The following is a 12,262-nucleotide window of genomic DNA, read 5'->3' as shown; positions in this document are numbered from 1 at the left end:
CACCGCACAGACGAGGACCGCCCCATGTCCCACAGCCGACGGATCAGCACCATCGTGGGGGTCGCGGCGCTGCTGCTGACCGCCTCCGCCTGCTCCGGCCTGGGCCGGAGCACCGTGGGCATGCTCACGTTCCGCGGGCACGACTCACCGGTCGAGCTGAGCTACTCCAACACCCTGGTCCGGGGCTGCCACAAGATCGGCATCCCGAAGGGGGCCACCCACGTGGAGAACAACACCCTCGTGGACATCGTCCTGTACCGGACCGAGAACTGCGGCAAGGCCGAGGCCGCGCGGGGCGAGGGTGCCGACGGCGTCTACGTGGCCACGACGCTCTCGAACGTGACCGCCCCGCACAGCCTGCCCTGGCGCAGCTTCAGGGTCATCCACTGACGGGCCCCGGCACGGGCCGCGGCGTGAACTGCGCCACACTCGCGGCGGCGTGCGCCCACGGGCCCGGGATTCCCGGCCCGTGGGCGCGCACCGGGTTATGCGCTTAGTTGCAAAACCCGGCCCTCCTCGCTAGAACAGGTTCACCACCCCCGCGCGAGGAGGCGCCCCCTCATGAGTTCCCAGAGCCGGTACCCGCACCTGCTGAGCCCCCTGGACCTCGGCTTCACCACCTTGCCGAACCGCGTGATCATGGGGTCGATGCACACCGGCCTCGAAGAGCACGCGCACGGCTTCGAGCGCCTGGCCGCCTTCTACGCCGAGCGCGCCCGCGGCGGCGCCGGCCTGATCGTCACCGGCGGCATATCGCCCAACGACGCCGGACGCCCCTTCGAGGGCGGCTCCCGCCTCACCACCGAGGAGGAGGCCGCAGAGCACCGCGTGATCACCGACGCGGTGCACGCCGAGGGCGGGAAGATCGCGATGCAGATCCTCCACTTCGGCCGCTACGCCTACCACAAGGACCTCGTCGCCCCCAGCGCGATCCAGGCCCCCATCAGCCCCTTCGTCCCGAACGAGCTCACCGACGCCGAGGTCGAGGGCACCATCGAGGACTTCGTCCGCGCCGCCCGCCTCGCCAGGCTCGCCGGCTACGACGGCGTGGAGATCATGGGCTCCGAGGGCTACCTGGTCAACGAGTTCATCGCCGCCGCCACCAACAAGCGCACCGACCGCTGGGGCGGCGCGTACGAGAACCGCGTGCGCTTCCCGCTGGAGATCGTCCGGCGCACCCGCGCCGCCGTCGGCGACGACTTCATCCTGATCTACCGGCTCTCCATGCTGGACCTGATCCCCGGCGGCTCCACCCTCGACGAGGTCGTCCACCTCGCCAAGGAGATCGAGGCCGCCGGCGCCACCATCATCAACACCGGCATCGGCTGGCACGAGGCCCGCATCCCCACCATCGCGACCTCCGTCCCGCGCGGCGCCTACACCTGGGTCACCAAGCGGCTGATGGGCGCCGTCAGCGTGCCGCTCGTCACCAGCAACCGCATCAACACCCCCGAGAAGGCCGAGGAGATCCTCGCCGACGGCCGAGCGGACCTGGTCTCCCTCGCCCGCCCCTTCCTCGCCGACGCCGACTTCGTCGCCAAGGCCGCCGCCGGGCGCTCCGAGACCATCAACACCTGCATCGGCTGCAACCAGGCCTGCCTCGACCACACCTTCAGCGGCAAGATCACCAGCTGCCTGGTCAACCCGCGCGCCTGCCACGAGACCGAGCTCGTGCTCTCGCCCACCCGGACGAAGAAGCGCGTCGCCGTCGTCGGCGCCGGCCCGGCCGGCCTCGCCTGTGCGGTCACCGCCGCCGAACGCGGCCACGCCGTCACCCTCTTCGAGGCCTCCGGACACATCGGCGGCCAGCTCGACGTGGCCCGCCGCATCCCGGGCAAGGAGGAGTTCGAGGAGACCATCCGCTACTTCGGCACCCAGCTCGCCGCCCGCGACATCGACGTCCGCCTCGACACCCGCGCCGACGTAGACACCCTGCGCGGCTACGACGAGGTAGTCGTCGCAACCGGCGTCACCCCCCGCACCCCCGCCATCGAGGGCGCGGACCGCGACAACGTCGTCAGCTACCTCGACGTCCTGCGCGACGGCGCCCCCGTCGGGCAGCGCGTGGCCGTCGTCGGCGCCGGCGGCATCGGCTTCGACGTCGCCGAGTACCTCACCGACAGCGGCGAGGGCGCCTCCCAGGACCCCGAGGTCTACTTCCGGCACTGGGGCGTCGACACCGCGTACGCCGGTCCCGGCGGCCTCACCGCCCCCGAGCGGCCCGCCGCCCCCCGCCAGGTCACCCTGCTCCAGCGCAAGACCACCAAGGTCGGCGCCGGGCTCGGCACCACCACCGGCTGGATCCACCGCGCGGAGCTCAAGCACCGCGGCGTCGTCTCGGTCGCCGGGGCCACGTACGAGCGGATCGACGACGAGGGCCTGCACATCACCGTCGGCGGCGAACCGCACCTCGTGCCCGCCGACACCGTCGTCCTGTGCACCGGCCAGGAGCCGCGCCGCGACCTGTACGAGGCGCTGCGCGCCGAGGGCGTCGAGGCGCACCTGATCGGCGGCGCCGACGTCGCCGCCGAACTCGACGCCAAGCGCGCCATCCGCCAGGGCACCGAACTGGCGGCCTCCCTCTGAGGGTTGCCGTGGCTTGTGGCGGCCCGCTCCGGGCCGCCACAATCACCGGGTGACGTTGACACCGGCAGACGCGGAAAAGATCCTGGGCGACAACTTCGCCCCCTGGGTGCTGGCCCTCGGCCTCACCGTCGAGGAGACCGGCGAACGGCACGCCGTCCTGCGGCTGCCCTGGTCGGACTCCCTGGCCCGCGACGGCGGCGGCCTGTCCGGCCAGGCCCTGATGGCCGCCGCCGACACCGCCACCGTCATCGCGATCTCCGCCGCGCGCGGGGCGTACGGCCCGATGACCACCGTCCAGCAGTCGACCAGCTTCCAGCGCCCGGTCGTCGCCGCCGACGTGCTGATCGACGTACGCGTCACCAAGCTGGGCAGGCGCATGGCCTTCGCCGACGTGACCATGACCCCCGAAGGGGCCGCGGACCCGGCGGCGAAGGCCTCCACGGTCTACGCCCTGCTCGGCTGACCCGGCGGCGCCAGAACCGGCGGCGTCAGAACCGCGGCGGACCGGCCGGGAACGGCAGAGGCTTCGGCGCCGGCAGCACGTCCTGCCGCTGCGCCGGGGCCGGGGCGGCCCGGCAGGTCACGTCCCGGGCGGGCAGCCGGCCCGTGGTCAGGTAGGAGTTGACCGGGGCGTTGGCGCAGGAGCCCGGGTCGGCCAGGTACACGCCGTGGCCCTCCCCGCCCATCGCGAGCACCATCCGCGAGCCCTTCAGGGACCGGTGCAGCCCCTGCCCGCTCACGAGCGGGGTCTGCGAGTCCCACTCGTTCTGCACGGTCAGCACGTTCGCCCGGGTCTTCATGGGAGTGGCCGCCTCGACGGGGCGCTGCCAGAAGGCACAGGGCTTGATGTTGGAGGCGATGTCCCCGTACAGCGGGTACCGGGCCTTGTCCCGCGCCGCGTCCCGCGCGTACTGGCCGGGATCGCGCGGCCAGGCCCCGGTGTCCCCGCACAGCACGGACCAGAAGACGGCCGTGCCGTTGTCGGAGGCCGGATCCGCCACGCGCAGCAGCTCCCTCAGGTCCGGCACGGCCGGGCCGACGGGCTGCGGGGCGCCTTCGGAGGCCGCCTTGAGCGCGGCGACGAGGGGAGCCGCCTGCTGCGGGTAGAAGAACAGGCCCCGGGCCGAGCGGATGTCGTCACCCGTCAGCTTCATGCCCTGGAACTCGATCGGCTCGCGGTCGGCGCGGGCCACCAGCCCCCAGAACGTCGCCGACACCGCCTGCGGAGTCGCACCGAGCCGGTACTCGCCGTCCCGCTCCGCCGTCCACCGCGTCCACCGGGCGAACGCGGGCTCGGCCTCCGTGGCCCACACCTGGATCATCCCGCGCCAGAGCAGCTGCGGGTCCACCCCGCTGTCCAGTACGAAGCGGTCGGTGCGGGAGGGGAACATCTGGGTGTAGACCGCGCCGAGGTACGTCCCGTACGAGTAGCCCACGTAGGAGAGCTTCCGCTCGCCCAGCGCGGCGCGGATCGAGTCCATGTCGCGGGCCGTGTTGCGGGTGGTGATGTACGGGAGGACCGCGCCGGCCTTCTCCCGGCACTTGTCCGCGACGGTGCGCGCCCAGGCGACGTCGGACGGGAACGTCTCGGGACGGTACGCGCGGTCGAAGTTCTGCTCCGCCTCGGTCAGTCCGCAGGTGATCGGGCTGCTGCCCCCCACGCCGCGCGGGTCGAAGCCGATCAGGTCGTAGCGGTCCCTGACCTCCTTCGGCATGGCCTCGTCCATCATCAGCGGCAGGTCCAGCCCCGAGCCGCCGGGCCCGCCGGGGTTCAGCAGCATGATCCCGTGCCGTTTGGCCGGGTCCTGGCTCTTGATCCGGGATATGGCGAGGTCGATGGCCGCGCCGCGGGGCCGCTGGTAGTCGAGCGGCACCTTGATGGTCGCGCACTCGTACGCGGCCGGCCGGTCCGGGCTGCAGCGGTGCCAGGCGGGCCGCTGCGGCTGGTAGTCCGCGGGGGCGGGGTCGGCCGCCGCCTGGGTGGCGGCGAGCAGGGGGAGGGCGGTCGCGAGGAGTCCGGCGGTGGCGAGCAGGGGCGCGAGGCGTTTCATGCGCACGAAGAGCCGTTCCTTTCGGAGAGGGGCGATTCCGTGCCCACCTTGGAGTACGCGGGTGGTGGGGCGAATCCCCCCTCAGGGCGGCTCTCGTGCTCCTCCGTACAACTCGCGAATGAGGGAAATTCCGGACAACTGGCCGACGCGCCGCGCCTGTTGCGGCAGCGGGAGCGCCGTCGTCGGGCCCGTCCCGGAGTCAGTGCCCGCCGTGCTCCTCGCCCGTCTCCACCGTGCCGCCGAGCCGTTCGCGCAGCGAGGTCAGGGCCTCGGGCGACTGGGCGGTGACCACCCAGCGGTTCCCCACCAGGTAGACCCCGCCGTACACCCGCGTCTCCGCCAGCCAGGAGCGCAGGCCCTCCTCGGCGGCGAAGGTGGTCAGCCGGTAGGCGCCCTGCCCGGTCTCGCAGGCCCCCTGGCGCAGTTCGTCGGCCTGGGTGCTCAACTCGGCGGTGCAGCCCAGGGCGGAGGCGAGTTCCTCCACCGTGGCGGTCCTCCCGGCCGGGCTCCCGCCCGCGTGGGCCGCGTGGGCCGCCGCACCGGTGTGCGCGGGGGGTTCCGTGGCGCAGCCGCCGGCCAGCAGCGCACCGCACAGCGCGGCACCGGCCGCGAGGAGCCGGCGGGTTCGGCGGTCGGACGGGGGCATGGCGACCTCACTGGGAGCGATCGGGAGAGGGAGGAGGGGGTGTGGTGCCCGGCGGGGAGGGGAGGGGGACCGGGCACCACGGCTCATGGGTGTTCCGGCCGGCTCAGCCGGCCGCCTTCTTCCCCTTGTCGGTGACGGCCCACCAGAGGTTCTGCTTGCCCTGCCCGTTGACGTCACCGGGCGCCTTGTCACCGGTGAACGTGTAGACCGGCCAGCAGTCGATGGTCAGCTGCTCGCTCCCGTCGGGCCTTTTCACCGACCCGACCAATTTGGCGTCGATTCCCGAGACCTGCGTCTTGTCGACGGGCGGGGCGGGCTTCCAGGTGTCCGTGCAGGAATCCACGCAGCCGATTTTCATCGGCCAGGCGCTGTCCTTGTCGAACCGGTAGAGGGTCCATCCCTCGGCATTCTGGATGATGTTTCCGAGCCGGTCGTTCTTCCGTACCGAAAGCGCGACCTTCGCCGCTTCCTTCGCTCCTCCTCCCTGTTCCATTCCGTGCCCCTGCATTTCCGTCCCGGTTCCGGTGCCAGTACCGGTGCCGGCACCCGTTCCCGCTCCCTTTCCGGCGGCGGCCCATTTCCCGTCGGGTCCCAGCACGTGCCAGGTGCCGCCGACGCCCTCGCCGAGGGCGTCGCCCGCCTTGGTGTCCTTGGCGTAGCGGTACACCGGCCAGCCCCCGAGCGTCAGCTGCTTGCTGCCGTCGGACCGGGTGACCGAACCGAGCAGGGCCGCGTCGACGCCCGCCCCCGCCGAGGCGTCGTCCGCCGGCACCACCGGCCAGGCCTTGGCGCAGTCGCCCTCGCAGTTGGACTTGGGCGGCTTCGCGGTGTCCTTGTCGAATCGGTAGAGCGTGAACCCGTCGCCGTCGGCGACCCCGGAGCCCACGTTCGCCATCTCCCGAACCTGGAGCTTCCCGGCCGGCCCGCTCTGCCCGCCGCCGGCCGCCGGGTTGGCGCCGGAGCCCTCGCCGTAACCCGATCCGGATCCCGCCCCGTACCCCGAACCCCCGTCGTTCCCGTATGCGCCGAGCTGTTTCCCGGAACCCGCCGGCTGGACCGCGTCCGCCTTCGAAGAGGGTTTGTCGGCAGCACCGCAGCCGGCCGTCAGCAGCAATACCGCGACCGCGGATCCGGCGATTATCTCCCGGCGCATTGTCTTCACGATCTCTCCTTGGGATTCGGTGCCGTCGTGCTCTTTGCCTGCGGTCATTGATACGGGGAGAACGGCGGCCGGAGCGGATATCCACGGGAATTTGTCAGATCGCGCCAAGAATGAACTCGGGGGCGACCCGCGCACGTGCGCCCGCTCATTCCTGGATGCGCAGCGCGAGGGCCGGGCAGCGCCGCACCGCCCGCAGCGCCTTGGGCCGCAGGTGGCCCGGCACCGGCATGGACGCCTCCGCCGGGTAGCCGTCCGCGTCGAGCCGTACGACGTCGGGCAGGACGTCCACGCACAGCCCGTGCCCCTTGCACAGGGTCCAGTCCACCACCAGCCGCTCCGGCGGGCTCTCGTCCATCGGCAGCGGCAGCGCCCCCACGATCCGCCGCCCGCAGCCGCTGCCGAGGGCGTGGTCGCGGAACTCCTCGGGGAACGCGGCCAGCGCCGAGGCCACGAAGTGCGAGGTGCCGTCGGGATGGCTGCACGCCCCCCGCCCCCGAACGGCCTTCAGCCGCGCCTCCACCGCGTCGAGGGCGCCGCGGCCGCCGCCCCGCACGGCGTCCTCCAGTACGTCGGCCAGCCCGGGCAGGCCCCGTACGCAGGGCCCGCACTGCCCGGCCGACTCCTTCGCCATCCAGCGCGTCACCCGCGCGACCTCGCCGGCCGGACAGGTGTCCTCCGGCAGCGGCAGCACCGCCCCCGCCCCCAGCACCGCGCCGAAGGCGGACAGCGAACCCCGGGACACGTCCGCAGAGCGGGCCGCCCCGGGATCCAGCCAGCGGCCGTGGTACCCGCCGACCAGAACCCCCTGCCCGGTACGGGTGCCGCACAGGTCCAGGACGTAGGCCAGCGAGGTCCCCGTCGGGGTCTCCACCACCGTCTGCCCGGCGACGGTCAGCAGCACGGTGCCCGGCTCCGACGGCAGCCCGGCCGCCCGGTAGTCGGGGGCGCCCATCCGGGCGGCGACGGCGAGCTGCGCGTAGGTCTCGGTGTTCGACAGCAGCGTCGGCACCCCGCCCAGCCCCCGTTCGCTGGTGCGCACCCGCCGCCCGGACGGCAGGGCGGCCCCGCCGTTCAGTCCGCCCACCATGGCGGTGCCCTCGCCGGTCACGAACCGCTCGGGCAGCCGTGCCACGCGTACCCGGCGGCCGCCCGGCCCCCGTTCGGCGACGGCGTCCCGCACCGAGCGCTCCACGTCCGCCCGGGTGACGGCCACCACCACCTCCTCCGCGGCGACCGCGGCGGCGGCCAGCAGGGCGCCGTCGAGCACCAGGTGCGGGGCGTGCAGCAGCAGCGCCTTGTCCTTGAGGCAACTCGGCTCCCCCTCGCTGCCGTTGACCACCACGGCCGTCGGCCCCTCCCGCTCCCGGGCGGACCCGATGACGGCCCGCAGCTTCCGGGCGAAGGGGAAGCCGGCTCCGCCGCGGCCCCGCAGGTCGATGTCGGCGGCCAGGCCGACGAGTTCGTCCGGCGCGTAGCGCGGCAGCGGGCCGTGCGCCGCCAGATGGGCCTCGCGGTCGAGCCGCGGGTCCCGGTCGAGCCCGGCCAGCAGCCGGGGGGTGCCCACGCAGCCGAGGCCGGGGCGCGCGGGTCCGCTCACGACCACCGCTCCCCGTCGCCGAGCGGCCCGGACCGCCGGTCGGCGCCGGGGCCGGCCGCGGCGGCCGCGTACGGCGCGCGCCCGGGCCGCTGCGGCTGCGCCGCAGGTCCGGGGGAAGCGCTCCGGCGGGGACGTACCAGGAGGTCCGCGAGCGGCACGTCCTGGATGAAGAACGGGCGTACGCGCGGGGGTTGGGTGGACGCGTCCGCGCCGCGGGTGTTCTGCGGGACGGACGGCTGCCAGGCCGCGCCGAGCCCGCGGGCCCTGAGCCGGAACGCGAGCAGGGCGATGACCCCGGCCAGGCACAGCCCGTAGGCCGCCGTCACCCAGGTGTCGGCGGCGCGTCCGGCCTTCAGCCCGTGCAGCAGAGACGCGCCCCACGCCGGGTACGCGCCGATGTGCAGGGCCCGCCACCACAGGGAGCGGCTCTTGGTGGCGAACACACTACGCAGGGCTCCGGAGGCGGCCACCGCCACGAAGAGATATCCGGCCAGGGTGCCCAGGCCGATGACGACGGGTCGGTCCGAGTCCGCGAACGGAACGGCGGCGGCGGCCGCGTCCGCCTGCTTCTCGGCCACCTTCACCCAGATGTGCAGGCCGAGGAAGCCCAGGCCGGCCACGGCCAGGCCCCGGTGCACGCCCTGGGCCAGCAGCCGGTGGCCCGACCCGAGCAGCACCCGGTCGGTGGCGACCAGCCCCCACAGGACGGTTGAGGTCAGGCAGACGAGCGAGAGCACGCCCGCGCCGAAGTCGAGGAACTCCCACAGGCGGGTCAGGGCGCCCGCGCGGGCCGCCACGAGGAGCGAGACGAGGGCCGCGCCGGCGGCGCACAGCGCGCTGGCGCGCACTCTTCCGGCGGCGGGCAGCAGTGAGGGCCGCCGGACGGCCCGCCGCCCGGCGGCCGGAGCCGCGGCGGCCTCCGCCGCGTGGCGACTCCTGCGTCGGGCCCTGTGGGAGCGGGGTATGTGCGGCTGGGGCAGGGGCATGCGGTTCTCCTGAGCACCCGGGCTCCGAGCGGTCCACCTCGCGCTCGGCACCCGGGGGTTGGGGGACGGTGACGGCCGGCAGCGCTGCGAATTCCCGCGCCGGCCGAGGGGCTCGGGGGCCGGAGTGCAGCAGCATCGTGGAGCTACGCAGCATCTCCACAGGATTTATCGAAACGTGATAATTTCTCGCACCGCGTCTACAGCGCATCGAACAACCCCGGAAGATTCCCCTCCAGTGGAGGTTGCGACAGGCCACCGCCTCGTCGGCCATCCAAGCGTCCCCGGCGGCAAAAACAAGGCAAACCCGTGGGACCGAAAGTGGCCGGAACCCTCCAGAAGGGGACGTGGTGGCTGCAACTCTCTTGGCAGACAGGGCTGTTGGTGAAACCGGCAATCCTGGCGGGCCTGTCACCCCTGCACCGGACAGGCCTCACCCCGGCAAGAACGAGGAAACGATGTGCGAACTTCTGAACCGCATCTGGTCCCGCCCGCGCGGAGAGTGGACCCGCGTCCTGCGCAGGGAACTCCCCGCGCTGGCCGCGGAGATAGTGGAGGAGCTTCTGCATGGAATTCCGGAATTTTCCGCCCTTGTCGATGACAACGATGCCATCGACGACGATTTGCTCCGGCTGAGGGTGGAAGAGGCCCTGCTCTCCGCCCTCGGCTACCACGACGACCGCGACGACCACGAGTGCGACGACGGCCGCGACCCGCGGTGCGCCGACCCCGTGCCGGACCCCGTCGAGGACCCCGCGCCGGAACCCGACGACCGCCACGACGGCCGCGTCGAAGAACCGCGGGGGGCCGCCCGGGAACACGTACGGGACCACGTACGCGAACCCGCGCGCGAGCACGGGCACGAGCGCCCCGACGCCGGACACGCCCCGGGCCACCCGCTCCGGCAGGTGCCCGCCGCCCCGCCGGACCGGGCCCGCCAGGAACTCTTCAGGGCCCTCACCGACGACCGGACCGCGTGCGAGAACTCCCTCGCCGAACTCGCCGAGGCCGCCCACTGGCCCCTCCCGCCCGCGGTACGGGCCATCGCCCTGGCCACCCCCGGCGAGACGCAGCAGCTGGCGGCCGTACTCGACGACGCCCTCGCCGGCATGTTCGCCGGCCGGCCCTGCCTGCTGCTCCCCAGCCCCGACCCCGACGCCCGCGCCGCCCTCGAACTCCCCCTGCGCGGCAGGTTCGCGGCCGTCGGCCACGCCGTCGCCCCGCGCGACACGGCCTCCTCGCTGCGCTGGGCGCTGCGCCTGCTGACCCTGACGCCGGCCCGCGGCGGCCTGGACGCGCGGGCCGTTTTCGTCGACGACCACCTCTCGACCCTCCTGCTGCTCCAGGACGAACCCCTCGCCCACGCCCTGGCCGCGCGCTGGCTCAAGCCGCTCGCCGACCTCACGCCCCGTCAGAGCGAGCGTCTGGAGGTCACGTTGCTCGCCTGGCTGGAGGGCGGCGGCGCCCCCGAGGCGGCCAAGGCGCTGAGCGTGCACCCGCAGACGGTGCGCTACCGGATGCGGCAGCTGGAGAAGCTCTTCGGGCCCGGACTGCGCGACCCCCGGACCCGCTTCGAACTGGAGATGGCCCTGCGCAGCCGTCGGCTGATGGCCCAGGTGCGCCGCCAGAACTCGCGCGGCGGCCGCAGGAACGGCCGTGTGGTCACCGCCGACTTCACCCCCCTGGTCGTCGGACGGATGGCCCGCGTCAACGGACTGTGAGCCGCGCGCTCCCCGCCCGGTGAACGCGCTGAGGGCGGTGGCCCGGAACCCCTCGGGTTCCGGGCCACCGCCCTGTCCGTCTCAGCTCCGTCAGCCCCGTCCGCCCCGAAGGCGACCGGTCCGGCTCAACGGCAGTTGCGTCCGCCGTTGATGCAGCCCACGGCCCTCGACATCAGACCGTCCGACATCACGTTGATGAAGTCGCCGTGGTCGGTCACCGGCTTGTGCAGCTGCTCCGGGAAGCTGTCCACCGCGATCCGCGCCCCCGGCTGGACCCCGTACGTGATCCGCTGGACCAGCTGCGGGATCGCCGTGAAGCCCTTCTTGCAGCGCCCGTTCCGGTCCGCGAAGTCCACGTGGGTGCGGTGGTTGGCGCTGTCGGTGTTGCGGCCGTCCCAGCAGCTCTGGAAGGTGAAGGTGCGCACCACGTCGCTGCCCTTCGGACAGACCGGGTACTTGTCCTTCAGCTGCCGGTCCTCGAAGCCGGTGCAGCTCCAGGAGGCGTTGGCGTTGGCCGTGCCGTTGCTGAAGGCCTTGGCGTCGCCCGTGATGATGCGCAGGAACCGCGGCATCGCCTTCACCTGGCCCACGGGACTGCCCTTGAAGCTGATCGTCACCTGCTTGGGCTTCAGGATCGTGCCCACGTTGGCGTCCTGCCCGCCGCCCGGGGCCTTGGCGTCCTTCTCCGCCCGCCCGTCGCGCAGCCGCAGCACCGGCCAGTAGTACGTGGACTGGTCGCCGTTGCCGCAGGTGGTCCCGGAGGCGGCGAGGCTGTCGTTGGTGGAGAAGGCGTCGGTGGTCTTGTTGCCGACGTAGTCGTGCATGTGGTGCGCACCGTTGGAGACGCCCGGCGCGACGATGACGTTGTCGGGGTTGAAGTGGCCGTTCTCGTTGCGGCCGCACTCGGAGCTGAAGGAGCCCCTGGACGCGCCCCCCGAGGGCGCGGGGTTGCGTACGTTCGGCTTGACCTTGGTGATGTCGACGAAGTCGCTCCTGGCCGGCCCGCCCTTCTGCCCGAAGCTCCGGGCGGCGTCCTGACCCGGAGCCGCGGCGGCGGCGGCGTCCGGCAGCGCCTCGTCCGCCGCCGCCGGGGCCTCCTTCATCTCGCACCCGCTCAGCTTGTCCAGCCCGTCCGGGCGGCCGGAGGAGCGGCCTATCGCGTCCGACACCCGGCTGATGGTCGTCGCGCGCTGGTCCCGGAGCCGGCCGAGGAGGGCGTCCTTCTGCGTCTTCCCCCGCACCTGACCGGACGCCAGCTGCCGGTAGGCGTCGGCCACCTGGACGTCCAGCCGGGCGAGGTTCTCGTCGACCTCGCCCCTGGCCTGGTCGGGGACCGAGGTGAGCCGGTCGCCCACGTCCGGGCAGTCGATCGTGGCCGTCACCTGTCCCGTACGGCCGTCCTGCCCGGCACTCGCGTTGCCGGCGACGACGGCGACCCCGCCACCGCCCAGCACCACGGCGGAGACCACCGCGAGGAGCTTGAACCGGGGGCGCCTGTGGCCCTTGTGACTCATGC

General features: G+C 73.4%; 10 protein-coding genes. 4 read left to right on the top strand and 6 right to left on the bottom strand.

Annotation, left to right across the window (positions count from 1 at the left end; translation table 11 throughout):
* The first annotated feature begins 24 nt into the window (after positions 1–24).
* From OG553_RS03525 to OG553_RS03515, 3 genes are all read left to right on the top strand, one after another.
* Positions 25–390: a hypothetical protein gene (locus OG553_RS03525; RefSeq protein ID WP_405977543.1), complete on the top strand. Its 366-nt coding sequence runs from the start codon at positions 25–27 to the stop codon at positions 388–390.
* Positions 391–561: 171 nt separating this feature from the next.
* On the top strand, positions 562–2,586 hold the full coding sequence (locus tag OG553_RS03520) for an FAD-dependent oxidoreductase (protein ID WP_405977542.1): 2,025 nt from the start codon (positions 562–564) through the stop codon (positions 2,584–2,586).
* 49 nt (positions 2,587–2,635) lie between these two features.
* Entirely contained in the window at positions 2,636–3,049 is a 414-nt protein-coding gene (locus OG553_RS03515) for a PaaI family thioesterase (protein ID WP_405977541.1), read from the top strand.
* Positions 3,050–3,074: 25 nt separating this feature from the next.
* Here OG553_RS03515 and OG553_RS03510 read toward each other — a convergent pair whose 3' ends face one another.
* From OG553_RS03510 to OG553_RS03490, 5 genes are all read right to left on the bottom strand, one after another.
* Complete coding sequence (locus OG553_RS03510; protein WP_405982940.1) at positions 3,075–4,637, bottom strand: alpha/beta hydrolase; 1,563 nt, start codon at positions 4,635–4,637, stop codon at positions 3,075–3,077.
* 199 nt (positions 4,638–4,836) lie between these two features.
* Positions 4,837–5,283, bottom strand: a complete 447-nt coding sequence (locus tag OG553_RS03505) for a hypothetical protein (RefSeq protein ID WP_405977540.1) — start codon at positions 5,281–5,283, stop codon at positions 4,837–4,839.
* Positions 5,284–5,386: 103 nt separating this feature from the next.
* The gene (locus OG553_RS03500; protein WP_405982939.1) at positions 5,387–6,436 is read right to left on the bottom strand and encodes an SCO0930 family lipoprotein; all 1,050 of its coding nucleotides are present in this window, start codon (positions 6,434–6,436) and stop codon (positions 5,387–5,389) included.
* 154 nt (positions 6,437–6,590) lie between these two features.
* On the bottom strand, positions 6,591–8,042 hold the full coding sequence (locus OG553_RS03495) for an NADH-ubiquinone oxidoreductase-F iron-sulfur binding region domain-containing protein (protein ID WP_405977539.1): 1,452 nt from the start codon (positions 8,040–8,042) through the stop codon (positions 6,591–6,593).
* Positions 8,039–9,028 (bottom strand): hypothetical protein, encoded by a 990-nt coding sequence (locus OG553_RS03490; protein ID WP_405977538.1) that lies wholly within the window; start codon positions 9,026–9,028, stop codon positions 8,039–8,041. The genes OG553_RS03495 and OG553_RS03490 overlap by 4 nt, the downstream gene beginning before the upstream one ends.
* 455 nt (positions 9,029–9,483) lie before the next feature.
* Here OG553_RS03490 and OG553_RS03485 point away from each other — a divergent pair, with 455 nt between their 5' ends.
* The gene (locus OG553_RS03485) at positions 9,484–10,746 is read left to right on the top strand and encodes a PucR family transcriptional regulator (protein ID WP_405977537.1); all 1,263 of its coding nucleotides are present in this window, start codon (positions 9,484–9,486) and stop codon (positions 10,744–10,746) included.
* Positions 10,747–10,871: 125 nt separating this feature from the next.
* Here OG553_RS03485 and OG553_RS03480 read toward each other — a convergent pair whose 3' ends face one another.
* A complete protein-coding gene (locus OG553_RS03480) occupies positions 10,872–12,260 on the bottom strand; it encodes a DUF1996 domain-containing protein (protein ID WP_405977536.1) in 1,389 nt (462 codons plus the stop codon).
* Positions 12,261–12,262: the final 2 nt, after the last annotated feature.

It is taken from the genome of Streptomyces sp. NBC_00158 (assembly GCF_045160885.1).
GTDB lineage: Bacteria > Actinomycetota > Actinomycetes > Streptomycetales > Streptomycetaceae > Streptomyces.
Note: the sequence above shows the minus strand (reverse complement) of the source record. Positions and strands in the feature narration are given on the sequence as shown.

Bases quoted from the DNA above. Each gene is read 5' to 3' on its own strand.
- OG553_RS03525 (WP_405977543.1), top strand. From the start codon at position 25: ATGTCCCACAGCCGACGGATCAGCACCATCGTGGGGGTCGCGGCGCTG.
- OG553_RS03520 (WP_405977542.1), top strand. From the start codon at position 562: ATGAGTTCCCAGAGCCGGTACCCGCACCTGCTGAGCCCCCTGGACCTC.
- OG553_RS03510 (WP_405982940.1), bottom strand. From the start codon at position 4,637: ATGAAACGCCTCGCGCCCCTGCTCGCCACCGCCGGACTCCTCGCGACC.
- OG553_RS03505 (WP_405977540.1), bottom strand. From the start codon at position 5,283: ATGCCCCCGTCCGACCGCCGAACCCGCCGGCTCCTCGCGGCCGGTGCC.
- OG553_RS03500 (WP_405982939.1), bottom strand. From the start codon at position 6,436: ATGCGCCGGGAGATAATCGCCGGATCCGCGGTCGCGGTATTGCTGCTG.
- OG553_RS03490 (WP_405977538.1), bottom strand. From the start codon at position 9,028: ATGCCCCTGCCCCAGCCGCACATACCCCGCTCCCACAGGGCCCGACGC.
- OG553_RS03485 (WP_405977537.1), top strand. From the start codon at position 9,484: ATGTGCGAACTTCTGAACCGCATCTGGTCCCGCCCGCGCGGAGAGTGG.
- OG553_RS03480 (WP_405977536.1), bottom strand. From the start codon at position 12,260: ATGAGTCACAAGGGCCACAGGCGCCCCCGGTTCAAGCTCCTCGCGGTG.